The organism is Methylomonas sp. 2F7 (assembly GCF_057126975.1).
The window spans coordinates 3,219,137-3,235,439 of record NZ_CP195203.1 but is presented as its reverse complement, the minus strand read 5'-3'; the positions used below and the strand labels follow the sequence as shown (position 1 = coordinate 3,235,439).

Below are 16,303 nucleotides of genomic sequence, written 5' to 3'. Positions count from 1 at the left end.
CTTATTTAGTGGATTTGCGGCGACGAGAGACCAAGCCCAGCAGGCCGGCGCCGGCTGCATATAAACCGGCAGCGGCGGGCAGAGGTACTGCGGTTAGGCTGACAGCACCGACGGTGGCGTTAATCTCGGCGGAGGTATCGTCCAGAGCGGATTGGATCAGCAGGCCGCTGATTTGGTAACTGCCGGCACCCAGCAGAAATTCGCCGCGGCTGTAGTCTGAGCTGGCGTAAGCCAAGTCAAAATCGCTGTAAACAGAAGTTGGATAATTGTTAACGGCGGCCGATGTTTCACCGATTACGCTGGCCGTGTTAAAAATCTTGAATCTATCCCCAGCGAAGCCGGCGTCCACTACGCGCAAAATCGCCGAGCCGGTTAAGGTGAATTCAAAGCTTAAAGCATTGTTATCCAGGTCTATCCATTCCAGACCGCCGGAATTAGACACCGAATTGTCTACGTCGAACGCATGCCAAGCGCCGTCGGCATTAAGGGTAATCGCCTCGGCTTGCGTGCAGATTGCCGACAGCAAGGCCACGGCAAGAACAGATTTTTTGATCATTTAGAATGCTCCGATAAAGACAGCGCGTGCGTTTTTGTTATAAGTCACTGGCTGCTCGTTCATTTGGGGTTGAGAAATTTCCATCGCTATGGGTAAAGCAAGTACAGCCTAAGGAAATTTTGTGATGAACTTGTGATTGCTAAATGAAGATTTCGTGAAATGTAATACAAATGTGTTGCCGGCTTTCTAGCGGCGGTGGTTTCAGACTGTTAGGCCTGAATGTGAGCAATAAAATTTGGGGAATGAAGATATTTAAGGGTTGGGTGAATAGGGTCAGTGTCGCTATCGCGACAGGTGTTTTGAAATCGGTTCTCGGACCGACGACCGAGATACTTTCTTTTGCTCCGCCAAAAGAAAGTATCCAAAGAAAAGGCGGCCCGGATGCTGCTTTGATCCTGCGCTCCTCGGGTTTGAACGGGGTTGCCTGAAGGGGCCTCCCAGCCCCTGCATGCAACGCGCCGCATCCCTGCGGCGCCCCTAACGGGCTGATCCGTTCAAACCCTCCGGTGCTCGGCGCGGCATACGGGAGAACCCCCCGCCGCGAAGTTTGAAATCCAGCTAATATTTGTGCAGTTTTGTAGGGCGCATTAGCGATAGCGTAATGCGCCGAATGCTTTAAGGCCAACATGCGGCGCAATACGGCTACGCCTATTGGCGCCCTACGAATTGCGTCTTACGGCCTTGAGCGGATCCCGCCGGGTTGGCGCTTGGCCCGCGAAGCGCATGATGATCTGAACCGGTTCGGGGGCCAAGTGGTAAGCCCTCCGGTGTAGGTCAGCTCGGTCGAGGTGTTAGACTTCACTGCTGTACCAAGCCTGGTACTTGTTGGAAGTTGCAAGCCGCCGCTTGCCTTTGCTCAGGTTGCACGCTTGGCAGAGCAGCTGCAGGTTGGTGACGTCGTTAATCCCGCCTTCTGCCAACGGGATGATGTGGTCGTAGTGCTCTACGCTGCTGACAGAAACCAAACCACTGAGGTCGGTGTTGCAGGATGCGCACATGCCTCTGTCACGAAAGTAGACCGCCCGTCGTGCCCATTCTGGGATGTAGGCGCGAGTGGGTACTCCATCCTTCTGAAGGAGCAGAGCGTCATCGCCTTGAAGTTGATCGCGTCCAATCTCACCAACTACACCAGCGATGTAGCCATTGAGTCTTGCTAGGAGTGTTCGATTGCTGAAGAGAACATAGAACACTTCGTTCGCGAGTTGCGTCATGAGATCATCGAGTTCGCCGGTTAGTCGAAGGTCGGTGTGGTAGTCATGGACATCGTCTTCCGAAGCGTCGGCGAGCGATACGTTGCGCTGTGCAAGCCACTGGCGGAAACCCGGAGCCTCAATACCGTGGTGCTTCAGTGCTCGGTCGACCCATAGTTCAGCCTTTGGGTTGTTAGCCAAGGAGTCGAGAGAAACATCATCTAGAGTTTCGTACATCAGGTCCTCGATAACGTACTCGGAGAAGCTGTGCAGGACACTCCGCTTAGGAAATGGCCGCAAGAATAGCGAGACCTCACGGTCTTCGTGCCAACTGTGGAGGTTGCGGAGAAAGTCGAAGGTATCTCCGAGCACGTTGTGAACGATGTTCGCGTAGTAGTACGTCTCGTAGAACTCCATACGGAGTAGGGATTCGCGCATTTCCTGTGACGCCTAATGTAGAACTAACCGTGCGTGGCCCGGAAAGCTGAATAAACAAAGCCATATTATAACCGCGCTCCGGTTGAGTGCCATGTTAGGCCTAGCCACGGCCTCAAGTTGTGGCTTCGGCAAAATAGAAAGTAATGAAGTAGCGATCATTTTATCGGGAAAAGAGCGCATAGAAGAACAACGAGGAGTAACAGTCGGCTTAGTAGATCAAATATGCGAATTCCCACCACAGCACGCCCCACATAACCATACCAGCGCCGCGAACAATTAAATGCAGATCGCCAATAACAAATCAGTACGAAAAACATAAAAGCAAATTCAAGGACGCCCAAGGGAATTGAAACAGCGGGGTGCAGCTTGTATCCAAATGCAAACAGATTCGCAAACCCCAATTTGCTGCCAATTACCATTGCTAATATCCATGGTAATGCTGCAAGCAGGAGGAATGTAGGTAGAGCTTTTGCTTGGCCTTGCCATGCACTTCGTAGCCAATTCATCATGATATGCGCCTAACGTTGTAGGTAAAGTAGGGTAGGGTGGGCACGGTTTTGGTGCCCACGCGGCATTGAATATGTACATTTGATCGGTGGGCAGAAAAGCGTTGCCCACCCTTATATCTCGATTCTGACCGAAAAAAGCGGCAGAATCCCCGACTGATCATCGGGGGGCGATGGGGAAGACGTGCCCACCCTGAGGCTTGAAAGCCTGCCTTGTAGATAGTTCTCTCCATCGCCCGCACTCACTTTAAAGTTCGAACGGTATTCTAAGGGCTTGGTTCGCCTTGACCCTGTATTCATAAGGCTGAACTTTGCGAGTGTCCATTCTGATCAAGCAGTCTAAGTTTGTCATTTTTACCCAGAGATAGCGCTCATGACTTCTACTATCATCGGCATCGATATTGCCAAGCTCAAATTCGACGTAGCCCGGCTCGCCGAAGGCAAATATAAACATGCCAAGTTCGCCAACAACCTCGAGGGCTTTGCCGCGTTCGCCGCTTGGCTAGACGGTTTTGGCGACACCGACCGGCGCCTTTGCCTGGAAGCCACTGGCGCTTACGGCCTGCCCCTGGCAGAGTTTCTCGCCGACGGTGGCTACTTCGTCAGCGTGGTGAACCCCGCTCAAATTCATGCCTTCGGAAAAAGCGAGCTGAGCCGCGCCAAAACCGATAAGGCCGACGCCAAGCTGATTGCCCGCTATGCCCTGCAAGCCGACTTGGTTGCCTGGAAGCCGCTACCCGCGAATCTGCGCCAGTTGCAAGCCCTCACGCGTCGCTTGGAGCACTTGCTGGAGATGCAGCGCATGGAGCAAAACCGACTGGAGACAGCTGATACCGCTATTGTCCCTTCCATCAACACGGTACTGGCAACATTGGCGGCCGAACTGAAGGCTACCCGTCAAGCCATCCAAGACCATGTCGACAAGGATCCCGATCTCAAGCAGCAAAGCGATCTGCTGACCTCCATTCCGGGTATCGGCCCCGCCACGACCGCCTATTTGCTCGTGGCCTTAAGTCCTCACCATGGCTACGCCAACGCCAAACAAGTCGTGGCCCAAGCCGGCCTCGCACCCGCCATCCGACAGTCAGGACAATGGCAGGGCAAAACGCGTATTGCCAAGACCGGTGACGCTCGGTTGCGCAAAGCGCTTTATCTACCCGCTTTGGTCGCCTGGCAACATAATCCAGCCATTCGCGTCCAATGCCAACGACTAAAAGCTAATGGCAAAAACGGCAAGCTCATTGTCTGCGCCGCCATGCGTAAGCTCATTCATCTGGCTTTCGCTATCTTGAAATCCGGTAAACCTTTTGATCCTAATTTTTCCCTTGCATGAGCGGGTTTAAGACGGTATCTACGTTTTTTGATTTTTCGTTAGATTTCGGGAGTGGATTTTTCCCTTTATTCCGCCCCGAGCATCGGAGCTTTTGGCGAGAATAGCCCGTTAGGGGCGCGGCAGGGATGCCGCGCGTTTTCGGAGGGCCAGGGATGGACCTTCCGAAAACCCTCGGCAAAAGCGAGAAGCACAGGAAATTGGCGGAATGTCGGGTGGCCTTTTCTTTGGATACTTTCTTTTGGCCAAGCAAAAGAAAGTATCGCGGTTGTCGGTCCGCGAACCGACATTAAAATAACCGTCGCGTTAGCGACACAAAACCTTAACCAGATGGTATTCGACAAGCCTGGATTCACCCAGTTTTAACCACGTCTCCGTCGAATCCCCCCCAAACTCACCACCACCCCACTAACAAACATCAATAAAGACGGCGGCAACGGCACTGCGGTGATGTCGACGCCGATGCCGGCATTAATCGCCAACGGACTTTGATTTAAAAAGATCAAACCTTGATTGAGATCATTCAAATCACTGGTAATGGCGATATTCAAAGTTCCCGCTGTGACGGCTTGAAAATGCAAAACCGCTAAGGAGATTAACGAGCCCACTTCATTCAAGCTCAAACCAGGAAACGCCATACCAGCAGCAGCCAAGTTCACGTCATCTTGCGTTGAAATATCGGTGAATAATGAGTTGATAGTGCTTCCCAAAAACTGCGCGGCACCCGCGCCGCCGAGTTGGGTATTAACACCAAAGCCCAACACCAGTTCATCTGAGCTGGCGTTAGCCAACGGTGCGAATGCGAGCAATTCAACATCAAAATAATCACCAATGTGGGTGAGGCCTGAGGTATGTGGCAATGCCAAAAATGCGGGTCCGCTAGCCAACATAATGGCTGACGATGAAATTGATCCCGAATTTATTGGAGTTTGACCCGCTTGGATTTCTATACTGCCTCGAGGCAAAATTTGAATGTCGCCTCCCGCAATACTTGGTGGTTGTTTAGCTCTCAGATCTACCGGGGATTGACCTGTTCGGATCTCTAAATTGCCGCCAGAGAAAACTTGAATATCGCCGGATGTGCTAAGCGTACTCGCCTGGTTGTTACCAGACCAAAATACAACAGCAAGTAATAGGCCGTAACGCCATGTCATATTTTTCATAAAACCTTCTTCAACAAATAAAAATTAATCGGTAATTTATGCGGCGCTTATGGCTTGCTGATAGCCGCGTAGCTATTGAAATAGCCGTACCAAATCCGGTAGTCCGCCATGCTGACGCAACCTGACTTGTCGTAATCCGCTTCCCGGTTAAAGCCAACCCCGCTGCATTTGCCGACCTGAGCTTTGATCAGATTGGCGTCGTTGCTATCGACATCGCCGTCGTTATCCAGGTCGCCGGGCACGAACAGTTTGATTAACAAAGGATCGTGGTCGGATGACCGATAAGCATCGGCCGCGTAGAAACTGCTTACTTGATTCGCCGATTTGAACTCCGTGTTGTAATCCAGGGATCTCGGTTCGTCGGCATTGATATGCCATTCGCTGACGCTTTTGACTTGCGACGCTAGCGAGGCGTTTGCCAGAGCGTGATCCAGATAACCGGCCGCGCCGTCGAACACATAGCTGTATGCGGCTTGATTACCGACAAAGGTTTCCAGCAGATTTTGATAACCGGCGTTTTTCAAGGCGCTGATCGGGTCTTCCTGCGCATAGCTATTCAGGTCGCCGATGATCAAGGCGTTGCTGACACCGTTATGGGTAGGATCGCTGGCCAACCAGCTCGCCAGGGCTTGTGCGGCATCGGTGCGGGTTTGGTTGCAATTGCCTTGGCCGTCACCGGTGTCGGGGTCATTGACATCGTCGCAAGCCGAACCTTTGGATTTAAGGTGGTTCACGGCCACTGTCAGCAGTTTGTTGGAGGCTTTGTCCAAGAAGGTTTGGGCAAGGGCCGGACGATTTTTGGTGTCGATAAACAAGGGATTGACCGAGGAATCCAAAATAGCCACCGAGCCGGACGCCGACACTTTCGCGGGCTTATAAATAATACCCACGGCGATTTCGTCGGTGCCGACTTTGCTCAAGCTGGGATTGATGAAGGCGTAAGTACCGGCGCCGGCCAGTTGATTCAAACCGTTCACCAAATCGGCAATCGCGCTGTTGCTGCCGTAGCCGTCGTTTTCGATTTCCATCAAACCGATGACGTCGGCGTTGAGCGCATGAATGGCCGGAATAATTTTGGCGCGCTGGCGATTAAACTCCGCGAGCGTATCCGCGCCGCGAGAAGTTGGGAAGCCTGCGCCCAGGCCGTTACCGTTAAAGTAGTTCAACACGTTAAAACTAGCGACTTTCAGAGAACCCAAGCTTGATAAGGTCGGAGCCGGGCTGCGGCTGTTGTCGGCGACAAAGGTCAATGGTTGAGTCGGTTGCAGGCGGTACACGCCAAAGTCGTAAGCCAATACACCGGTAGCTCCAACTACTGAGTCGCCGCTGCGCAACGGAGTAGCGGCGCTCAAACCGGTCGGTTGTGGGTAAATCACCGGATCCGGATTTTGTACGTTGATGCCGTCGTCTACCAACAGTTGGTTGGCCAAGTTTTGCGCGGCAACATCGATAGCGGCCTGGCCGGGAGTGGCTACTTGCGTGGGTGTGAATAAGCGGCCGCCGGATGACAGCAAGAATTCGCCGAAACGGCCCAGGTTGAAGTTTTCGGTGACGGTCAGGGTTTGCGGAAGACTGATCAGCATGCCTTCCCAGCGCTCGGGATCATTGCCGGCGCTGTCGAAAGGCAGATTTACTTCAACTGCGGCTGGCAAGGTATTGCCGGAAGAACAGACATCGACCGAGCTGACGGCTTCCATGCGGGTCATAGAGAATGTTTCGGTCACGGTGCCGACGATGTGTACTTTGTCGCCGACATTAACCGGCAGGCTGGACGAGACGAACAAGCCTTCCGAGGTCGCGTCGTTAGCATCCGCACCGCTAACTTGTTGTACGAAAAAACCGTTTAAATTCGTGCTGCCTTGGAAATCGGCGCTAACAACGGCTTCCACATGTTGCACGCTGCCGCTCAAGGGACTAACGCCGCTTGTGCCTTGGATTGCGCTAATTAGCGTTGCGGCTTGGCCGCATTGGGAGACGGGTGGAGGAGGTGGAGGTGTGACGCCACCGAAATTTTGGCCAGTGTTGACAGCACCGAATGAGTTAGCCGAAGCCGTGGCCCAGGTGAAATCTTCGTAGCTGCTGCCACTGCCTTTCAGTTGCAGCGAATGGCCGACGGGTGTTGAATTGGTTTCGGTGACGCCAATGTCCTTACTCGTCATGCCGTTGGCAGGGCCGCCAACAGCTGCAAACGGTGAGGGTTCGTAGCTTAAATACTGAACTACCGTGCTGCCGTTGACTAAGGCTATACCGTCTGGTGATCCATTTTGGATGCCGTTGCTTGGGTAACTGAAACTCAGTGTTCCAAACCCGTTGCCGGTTTGGTCGGTAATGGTGCCGCTGAGGCTTTTGGTATTGTAAACCGCGCCGCCATTGCCGTTATACAGGACAATCGACCATCCGCTTAGGTCAGTGCCGGCTGGGCCGGCAATTTCTATAGCTTCGCCACTGTCGGCGGCACCGCTATCGTCATAGTGGATCTCGTTGATAAACACCGGCGTGGCAGCCTGGGCGTTGCCGAAGAAGCTGAGGGTACTCACTGCCGCCAGCAGCGGGTAGCTGCGGATATGCTTTGCGATCATGGTCGGATGGTCTCTGTGCTTAAAAATCAGTAAACAGGCCTTGGGCCTGAGCTGACTCGCAGAGAAACGCACTCGTCGGCCTAAGGGGGGAAGGCGACGAGCGCGTCATTGGGTAATTTCCCAAAATTCTGCAAGTCCGGTCACATTTTCCGGGATAACAGAGGCGGGAGGGTTAAGATACCGTGACGGTTTAGCGAAGTTTTTGTGACATGTAATACAAACGCCAATCAGGCCAGTCGTGCTAAGGGTTTAGCAATTAGCCGGATGACGGTTTAGCCAAGGTGCGGCAATTCTCCGTCATGCTGCTGCGTTAATTGCGGCGTTTCTTGCGCCAGCCAGCGGATCAATTCCAGTCTGCCGTCCTGATGTTCGACGATGGCCGTGCAACTTTCCACGAAGTCGCCGGTATTGACGTACAAGAAGCCTTCGATTTCCTTGATTTCGGCATGATGAATATGCCCGCAGATTACGCCGTCCAGGCCTTCGTTTTTTAGGGTGCGAACAATACTTTCCTCGTAGTCGGAAATAAATTGCACCACATTCTTGACTTTGAACTTCACAAACGCCGCTAATGAGAAGTGCGATTGCCTACCGAACAGGCGTCTAAACAGCCGCAGGAAACGGTTGATTTCGATCAGCCAGTCGTAGCCCAAGCTGCCGATCTTTGCCAGCCACTGGTGATGTTTGGCGATAGTGTCGTATTCGTCGCCATGCACGATCAGGAAGCGTTTGCCCTTTGCGGTGGTGTGAATATCCGAGTTTTTCACGACGATGTCGCCGAACACGTAATCGTCGTAATCGCGGACGTTTTCGTCGTGGTTACCGGGTACGTAGATAATTTGCGTGCCGTGTCTGGCTTTACGCAGGATTTTTTGAATGATGGTGTTGTGATCGCGCGGCCAGTACATTTTTTTGGACAAGGCCCAAAAATCGATGATGTCGCCGACCAGGTACAGTTTTTCGCTGTCGTTATGTTTTAAAAAATCCAGCAGGGCATCGGCTTGGCATTGGGTCGAGCCAATGTGCAGGTCGGAAATCCAGATGGTGCGATAAAAAGAGGTATTCATAAGCAAACGCCAAATATTGGTATCGGACGTAGGCTATTCTTGTCTGCGTTTATGACAACAGCATGACAGAGTCGGCTTGTCGCTTTTTTGCCGGTGAATGTGGGCGACGGATTTTTTTGGGGGCTTTTTGCAGGCTTTAGACTATGGCTGTTAGAAATATGTTTCTTAAAAACAATAGCTAACGAGCCACGTTTCGCGTGTCTGACAGGGTTATGTCACATTCCTGTAATGTACTTGTTCTAAGGTTTGCTTATTACCGAGACCCTGGCTAAACAAGCAAGAGAACTGACGATGACGAAGCAAACAGACACACCCAATAATGTGCATACCTTACATGCGTATGACACCGATTTGGGGCATATGCACAGTTTGATGCTGGATATGACGGACCTTTTGGTTTATCAGCTGGAGCAGGCGATGCAGGCCCTGGATTACGGCGACGGCGAACTGGCGCAAAAAGTCGTTTCGCGGCATAAAAAGGTCAAACATTTCGAAAGCAAGATTGATGGCGAAGTATTGAACATCATTGCCCGGCATTGTCCGGTGGCAAATGATCTGCGCTATGTGTTGTCAACATCGAAAATCGCGGTGGAGCTGGAGAAAATCGGTGTCGAAATTGTCGAGTTCGCCGAGCTGATTACGGTGTTGTTCGACCCGAACACTAGCGACCCCAATCAAAAGCTGCTGACGGACATAGTAAAAATGGGTGGTTTAATCAAGCTGATTTTGGATAAACTGATGGTGGTTTTCGAAAGTCGGGATTCCAAGCAGGCTTACGCCCTGTTGCAATGCGACAGGGATTGCGAGTCAGAATTGCAGGAGGGTATCAAGCATCAACTAACCTTAGTATTGCACGATGCCCGCATGATCCGCCGAGCTCTGGATGTGATGCAAATGATGAAAGCCATGGAGCGTTGCGGCGAGCATTGCCGGAACATCGCCGAGCACGCGATTTTCATGTTGGACGGTATTGATGTGCGGCATGGCGGTCTAGCGATTAAGGAAAGTTGCATTAACAATCCCAGCTGATTAAGCGGACAAGCCGACCGCTTGGCTTTAGAGGCGATCTTTGACAACGAATCCCGTTACCAAAAACACTTATTTGCAAGACGCCGTGGTCGATGAGGTCCTGAGAGAATTGATGGACATTCGCGCGGAAATGATTGCAGAAACCGCAGGGTGTCAGCAGCGCATCGATCAAGTGGAGGGCAATAACCGGGATAGCGCCCGTAATATGCTGCATTATCTAGCGCTACGCCGCCGCGACCTCAGGCCCTTGCAACTAAAACTGGCTGCCCTGGGGCTGTCGTCGTTGGGGCGAGCGGAATCGCACGTGTTGGCAACCATCGATGCGGTTTTGGAGGTTTTGCATCGCTTAACCGGACAGGATTGGGTGCCGCCTAATCAAGAGACGGTAGTGGTGGATTTTTCTGCCGGCGAGCGATTGCTGGTCGACCATACTCATTGCTTGTTGGGGGAGGCCGCAAATGGCCGTGGTGTGAGGATCATGGTGACCATGCCCAGCGAAGCGGCGGAAGACTATTCGCTAATTCATAATCTGCTTGAGCAAGGCATGGATTGTATGCGCATCAATTGCGCCCATGATGACACGGTGGCATGGATGCAAATGATAGCTCATCTGCGACAAGCCGAGCGTGCGCTGGGCAAAACTTGTCGTGTCGTGATGGATCTGGCCGGTCCCAAGTTGCGGACCGGCCCGCTCGATCCCCGATTAGCGGTGCTGCGAATTCGTCCGACGCACGACGACCACGGTCGACTCATCGCGCCGGCGCGCGTCTGGTTAACAGACATGTCGCAGCCCACTGCTCCGCCTTCACCCGCTAATGCCTGTTTGCTATTGCCAGGCGAATGGCTACGCCGTTTATACCTGGGTGAGCAACTGAAATTCACCGATGCCCGCGGCGCGAAACGAAACCTGACAGTGGTTGACATTACTGAGCAGGGTTATTGGGCGGAGGCGACGCAAAGCGCTTATATCGTTCCCGGCACGGTTTTGAATCACGAGCGTAAGGTGGCTCATGCCGATGATCGCCAAGTGACTATCAATCTGTTACCGCAAGCTGAAAATGCCATTTTGCTAAAACAGGACGATTTGTTGATCTTAACGCGTGACCTGGCGCCCGGTCGGCCGGCAACTTATGACAGTAGCGGCCAGGTGCTGACGCCGGCCATGATCGGTTGCTCCATTCCGGAGATTTTTGACGATGTTCGAGCGGGAGAGCCGATCTGGTTCGATGATGGCAAAATTGGTGGCGTGATCGATAGAGTTGAGTTTGCCCAAGTTCTGGTCAGAATCACCCATGTGCGTGCGCGCGGTGAAAAACTGAGAGGCGATAAGGGAATCAATCTGCCCGAGAGCAGACTAGGGATCAGTGCGTTGACGGCCAAGGATATCGAAGATCTGGGTTTCGTGGTCGAAAATGCCGATGTCATAGAATTGTCTTTCGCCAATAGCGCGCATGATGTCGAGTTACTGCATGAACATATGGCGCGTCTGGGGGATAGACGGCCGGCGATCGTGCTAAAAATTGAAACCAGGCGGGCGTTCGAAAACTTGCCGGCCATGTTGCTGGCCGCTATGCGAGCGCCTTGTTGCGGGGTGATGATTGCCCGTGGCGATTTGGCTGTCGAGTGTGGTTTTGAACGTCTGGCCGAAGTGCAGGAAGAAATATTATGGATCTGCGAAGCTGCCCATGTGCCGGTGATCTGGGCGACGCAGGTTCTGGAAACGCTCGCCAAGGAGGGGATGCCCTCGCGGGCGGAAATTACCGATGCCGCCATGGGCGACCGGGCGGAGTGTGTGATGATCAACAAGGGGCCGCATGTACTTAGCGCGGTGCGCGTTTTGGACGATATTCTCAGGCGTATGCAGCAGCATCAAGCCAAGAAACGCGCGATGCTTCGCGAACTGCGGCTGGCGCATACGTTGAAGCCCCAACAAGCGTCTATCAACGAGTGTAGCTTGACCGAAATCATTATTTAGCGCAGCTAGGGAGTATGGAAATGAGTCAGATGTTGCAGTTCCCGCTGCAAAATTTTGATGCTTACTGTCAAGATTTGCATAAATTGCAGCTTAATCCAGGGTATATCATGTATGCAAACCGGCATGCGGGTAATGATCAACCGGCAGCCCGTTTGATCCCGCCAAATCAACTCGAGGCCGCCTTGGTGCATATCGATGCACCTTCCGATGACACCTTTAAACGGCTGGTGCGGTTGGGTGTGTTATTGGACACGGAATGGGATCGCAGCACCGAAAATTGGGTGATCGTTTCTTTCGAAGGCTGGGAGGTGTTGCACAAGGCCTTTTGTCGGTTGAACATGAGGGTTGAGAAATCGATGATGGAGTTAATCGGGTAAACCCTACGTTCACGCACCGGTTTGTAGTGTCCTTTAAAACAAAAAAGCCAGCATTGCTGGCTTTTTTAATGTTGGTGTTTGCTAAATGGCTATTTGTGAATTTCCAAATGCAAGGCCCGGTATTCTTCGGTCAACTTATGGGTTGGCGCGTAGTGAATCAAAGGCTGAGCATCGCTATGCGACTCGCGGACTTTCACCGAGGTGGATATTTTGGTTTCCAGTACCGGCAAGCCTTCAGCTATCAATTCATCAACCAACTGGCGGGGTAAGTTGGCTTGTTTCTGATATTGATTAACGATGACGCCTTCTACTTCCAGTCTGTCGTTATGATCGGCTTTGACTTCAGCGATGGCGCGCATCAGTGTGTACAGTGCTTCGCGGGCGAAGGTGTCGCAGTCGAAGGGAATCAGACATTTTTCGGCGGCGATTAACGCGGACAGGCTGTAAAAATTCAGGATAGGTGGGGTGTCGATATAGATTTGATCGAAGCCTTCCAGCTTTTCTAGCGCCTCTTTTAATTTGTAAATTTTATGCCGCGATTCCAATCTGCTTTGCAGACCTTCCAAGTCGGAATGGGAAGGCAGCACGTAAAGATTGGGGAAAGGGGTTTCATGAATCAAACCGTCCAAGCCTTCCTTACCGCCACCGAACAGGCCGAGGCCTAGACTGTCTTTAAAAAAGTGGGCGATGGTCTTGTCGGAATCGGCGACCTTGTTGCCCAACAAGTATTGGGTGGAGTTGCCTTGCACATCGAGATCGATCACCAGGGTTTTTTTACCCTCGACGGCGCTGATGGCTGCCAGGTTACAGGTAATGGTAGATTTACCCACGCCGCCTTTCTGATTGAAAATCACCCTGCGCATAATCGCCCTCGATTGTTAAAAAATAAAAGCCCGCATTATAAGGTTAAAGCCTGCAATATCAAACGCGTGAGAAACTGTCGCCTTTGCACTCGGGGCAGGCCGGCATAATACTGGTGGATTTGAAGGCGATTTGTTTGCCGCAGGCATCGCAGACGAAAGTGCCGGGACCGGCTACTTCACCACTTTTATAAGGATGATAGAGCTTGGCTTCCATCTCCAATGCGGCCAGTTTGACCTTGGTTTTGTCGGCTATGTCCATGAATGCGTCCAAGGCAAAGTTTTCGATCAAATCAATGTCAAACTTCAACCACTCGGACAGCGAATTACTGTCGTTTTGTTGCGATGGCGCGGTAGCAACATGCTCGACGTCGCGCATTACATAGTCGGCGATTTTGTTGATTTCTTCTTGCGTATGCCCGCCCAGTGCGCTGGTTTTTTCCTTGGCTATTTCCAAGGCGTCGGCGACGGTGTGCAGCGTATCGTCCAAGGCCTCGTAAAGATGGCCCATCAGATCGTCGTACGCTTTGATCAGTTTGTTTTCGCCCATGGCTGCTCCCGGTGTTGTTTTAATTTTCACGCTTTAGCTTTAAGCGTCTCTAAGGTATTCTAGCGCCTTTTTACAGCAAAAGACGAATAGGATGGAAGAGCATTACAAGCCTTCGGCAATAGAGCAAAAAGTACAGGCCGACTGGGAAAAATCCGGGGTGTTTACTGCCTCTGAAGATACCGGCAAGGAAAAATACTATTGCCTATCGATGTTTCCTTATCCCAGCGGCAAGCTGCACATGGGCCACGTCCGTAACTACACCATCGGCGACGTGATCAGCCGTTTCCAACGGATGCAGGGCAAACATGTGTTGCAACCGATGGGTTGGGACGCCTTTGGTTTGCCTGCAGAAAACGCCGCCATGCAAAACAAGGTGCATCCGGCCGACTGGACCTATTCGAATATCGATTATATGCGTGACCAGCTGAAACGGCTGGGTTTTGGTTACGACTGGAGCCGCGAACTGGCGACTTGCGATCCCAGCTATTACCGTTGGGAGCAATGGTTCTTCCTGCGCTTGCTGGAAAAAGGTCTGGTTTATAAGAAAACCGCCCCGGTCAACTGGTGTCCGCACGACCAAACCGTACTGGCCAACGAACAAGTCATCGACGGCTGCTGCTGGCGCTGCGATACCCAAGTCGAGAAAAAGGAAATTTCCCAGTGGTTTTTGAAAATTACGGCTTATGCCGACGAATTGCTGACCTCGCTGGATAAACTGCCGGGGTGGCCCGAGCAGGTCAGAACCATGCAGGCCAACTGGATCGGCCGTTCCGAAGGCGTGGAAATGGATTTTGCTGTCGACGGCTTTGATGCGCCGATTCGCATCTATACCACTCGCCCCGATACCGTGATGGGCGTGACTTATGTCGCCGTTGCTGCCGAACACCCGTTGGCCTTGAAAGCCGCTGAAAACAATGCCGACATCGCCGCCTTCATCGAATCTTGTAAGCTGATGGAAACCTCCGAAGCGGCGATGGAAACCATGGAAAAGCGCGGCATCGCTTCCGGTTACCAGGCTATTCATCCTTTGACTGGCGAATCCGTGCCGGTGTGGATTGCCAATTTCGTGTTGATGAGTTACGGCACTGGTGCGGTAATGTCGGTACCTGCGCACGATCAGCGCGATTACGAGTTTGCCAAGCGATATGGCATTGCCATCAAGGAAGTCATTGCTTCGACCGATGGCGCCGACGATAGCGTTGCGGAAAAGGCCTTTACCGATAAAGGCGTGCTTAAAAATTCCGGTGAATTTGACGGTTTGACTTTCAAACAAGCCTTCGACGCCATCGCCGCCAAACTAGCTGGTCTCGGCAAAGGCGAGCGTAAAACCAATTTCAGATTGCGGGATTGGGGTGTTTCTCGGCAACGTTACTGGGGCGCGCCGATTCCGGTGATTTATTGCGATGACTGCGGTACCGTGCCGGTGTCGGACGCGCAGTTGCCTGTTACATTGCCGCGCGACGTGGTGCTGGACGGCTCGCAATCGCCGCTGGCCGCCCATCCGACCTTCCCGCATACCACTTGTCCGAAATGCGGCAAACCGGCGCGGCGCGAAACCGATACCTTCGATACCTTCATGGAATCGTCTTGGTATTTCGCCCGTTACGCCAGCCAGGATTGTGACACCGCGATGCTGGATCAACGCGCCAATTATTGGTTGCCGGTTGATCATTATATTGGCGGCATCGAACATGCGATTTTGCATTTGCTGTACGCGCGTTTTTTCACCAAGTTGCTGCGCGACGAAGGCCTGGTGGTTTGCGATGAGCCGTTCAAGAACTTGCTGACGCAAGGCATGGTGATCGCCGAAACCTTCTATCAAATTGACGATCACGGCCATAAGCGCTATTTCAATCTGACCCAGATTGATGTCGAACGCGACGCTAAAGGCAAGATTATCGGCGCCAAGTTATTGGAAGACGGTTCGCCGGTGACAGTTGGTGCAGTGGAAAAAATGTCGAAGTCGAAAAACAACGGCGTCGATCCACAGGTCTTGATCGACAAATATGGCGCCGATACCGTGCGCTTGTACACCATGTTTACTTCGCCGCCGGACCAATCGCTGGAATGGAACGATGCCGGCGTGGAAGGCGCCTTTCGTTTTCTGAAGCGTTTGTGGCGGCAAGTTTATCTGCACATTGAAGCCGGTTTGCCGAATCAGGCCCTGGACAAGGCCGCTTTGAGCGACGATCAGAAAGTGTTGCGTCGGCAGTTGCATCAGGCTTTGCAAAAAGTCAGCGACGACATGGCGCGCCGCCATACTTTCAACACCGCGATTGCCGCCAACATGGAGTTGGTCAACGCGTTGAATAAATTCGAAGACGATAGCGCAAATGGCAGGGCAACCCGTCAGGAAGTGCTGGAGGCCATCGTCTTGATGCTGGCCCCCATTATTCCGCATGCGGCGCAAGAGCTTTGGAACGAGTTGGGACACAACGATGACATCGTGGTTGCCGCTTGGCCGGTGCTTGATGAATCGGCGTTACAACAGGATGCCATCGAGATGGTGGTGCAGGTCAATGGCAAGTTGCGCGGGAAATTATCGGTAGCGGCGACGGCTTCCAAAGAGCAAGTCGAAGCGTTGGCTTTGGCTGACGAGAACGTGCAGCGTTATCTCGAGGGTAAGCCGGTGAAAAAGCTGATTGTAGTGCCGCAAAAACTGGTGAATATCGTTGTTTAAACG

At 52.5% G+C, this 16,303-nt stretch carries 14 protein-coding genes; 6 read left to right on the top strand and 8 right to left on the bottom strand.

The genetic code is table 11. The features are described 5' to 3' along the window. Position 1: 1 nt before the first annotated feature. Positions 2–556 (bottom strand): hypothetical protein, encoded by a 555-nt coding sequence (locus ACR64Q_RS14455; RefSeq protein ID WP_020482689.1) that lies wholly within the window; start codon positions 554–556, stop codon positions 2–4. A 221-nt stretch (positions 557–777) separates the two neighbouring features. Here ACR64Q_RS14455 and ACR64Q_RS14450 point away from each other — a divergent pair, with 221 nt between their 5' ends. Continuing rightward, positions 778–984 carry a hypothetical protein gene (locus tag ACR64Q_RS14450; RefSeq protein WP_313732099.1) on the top strand — a complete coding sequence of 69 codons (207 nt, stop codon included), beginning with the start codon at positions 778–780 and terminating at the stop codon, positions 982–984. 363 nt (positions 985–1,347) lie between these two features. On the opposite strand, the gene ACR64Q_RS14445 is transcribed toward ACR64Q_RS14450, so the two are convergent. Then, positions 1,348–2,184 carry an HNH endonuclease gene (locus tag ACR64Q_RS14445; RefSeq protein ID WP_313732100.1) on the bottom strand — a complete coding sequence of 279 codons (837 nt, stop codon included), beginning with the start codon at positions 2,182–2,184 and terminating at the stop codon, positions 1,348–1,350. Positions 2,185–2,339: 155 nt separating this feature from the next. Further along, positions 2,340–2,693 carry a hypothetical protein gene (locus ACR64Q_RS14440; protein ID WP_313732101.1) on the bottom strand — a complete coding sequence of 118 codons (354 nt, stop codon included), beginning with the start codon at positions 2,691–2,693 and terminating at the stop codon, positions 2,340–2,342. 370 nt (positions 2,694–3,063) lie between these two features. Between ACR64Q_RS14440 and ACR64Q_RS14435 the strand changes: the two genes are divergently transcribed. After that, entirely contained in the window at positions 3,064–4,023 is a 960-nt protein-coding gene (locus ACR64Q_RS14435) for an IS110 family RNA-guided transposase (protein ID WP_026601506.1), read from the top strand. A 359-nt stretch (positions 4,024–4,382) separates the two neighbouring features. Here ACR64Q_RS14435 and ACR64Q_RS14430 read toward each other — a convergent pair whose 3' ends face one another. The 3 genes from ACR64Q_RS14430 to ACR64Q_RS14420 form a co-directional block, all read right to left on the bottom strand. Then, entirely contained in the window at positions 4,383–5,183 is an 801-nt protein-coding gene (locus tag ACR64Q_RS14430; RefSeq protein WP_313732102.1) for a hypothetical protein, read from the bottom strand. A 47-nt stretch (positions 5,184–5,230) separates the two neighbouring features. Continuing rightward, the gene (locus ACR64Q_RS14425; RefSeq protein ID WP_313732103.1) at positions 5,231–7,762 is read right to left on the bottom strand and encodes an ExeM/NucH family extracellular endonuclease; all 2,532 of its coding nucleotides are present in this window, start codon (positions 7,760–7,762) and stop codon (positions 5,231–5,233) included. 272 nt (positions 7,763–8,034) lie between these two features. Next, positions 8,035–8,829: a UDP-2,3-diacylglucosamine diphosphatase gene (locus ACR64Q_RS14420; protein WP_020482678.1), complete on the bottom strand. Its 795-nt coding sequence runs from the start codon at positions 8,827–8,829 to the stop codon at positions 8,035–8,037. A gap of 291 nt (positions 8,830–9,120) precedes the next feature. Between ACR64Q_RS14420 and phoU the strand changes: the two genes are divergently transcribed. The 3 genes from phoU to ACR64Q_RS14405 are packed head-to-tail and all read left to right on the top strand — an operon-like array spanning position 9,121 to position 12,210. Next, complete coding sequence (gene phoU, locus ACR64Q_RS14415; protein ID WP_313732104.1) at positions 9,121–9,858, top strand: phosphate signaling complex protein PhoU; 738 nt, start codon at positions 9,121–9,123, stop codon at positions 9,856–9,858. A gap of 40 nt (positions 9,859–9,898) precedes the next feature. After that, positions 9,899–11,833, top strand: a complete 1,935-nt coding sequence (locus ACR64Q_RS14410) for a pyruvate kinase (RefSeq protein WP_313732105.1) — start codon at positions 9,899–9,901, stop codon at positions 11,831–11,833. A 20-nt stretch (positions 11,834–11,853) separates the two neighbouring features. Continuing rightward, positions 11,854–12,210, top strand: coding sequence for a hypothetical protein (locus tag ACR64Q_RS14405; protein WP_313732106.1), 357 nt, complete (start codon positions 11,854–11,856; stop codon positions 12,208–12,210). A gap of 89 nt (positions 12,211–12,299) precedes the next feature. On the opposite strand, the gene ACR64Q_RS14400 is transcribed toward ACR64Q_RS14405, so the two are convergent. Both ACR64Q_RS14400 and ACR64Q_RS14395 read right to left on the bottom strand, forming a co-directional pair. Continuing rightward, the gene (locus ACR64Q_RS14400) at positions 12,300–13,073 is read right to left on the bottom strand and encodes a ParA family protein (protein WP_020482674.1); all 774 of its coding nucleotides are present in this window, start codon (positions 13,071–13,073) and stop codon (positions 12,300–12,302) included. Between the two features lie 58 nt (positions 13,074–13,131). Beyond that, the gene (locus tag ACR64Q_RS14395; RefSeq protein ID WP_313732107.1) at positions 13,132–13,620 is read right to left on the bottom strand and encodes a zinc ribbon-containing protein; all 489 of its coding nucleotides are present in this window, start codon (positions 13,618–13,620) and stop codon (positions 13,132–13,134) included. 91 nt (positions 13,621–13,711) lie between these two features. Between ACR64Q_RS14395 and leuS the strand changes: the two genes are divergently transcribed. Continuing rightward, positions 13,712–16,300, top strand: coding sequence for a leucine--tRNA ligase (leuS, locus tag ACR64Q_RS14390; protein WP_313732108.1), 2,589 nt, complete (start codon positions 13,712–13,714; stop codon positions 16,298–16,300). The last annotated feature ends 3 nt before the right edge of the window (positions 16,301–16,303 follow it).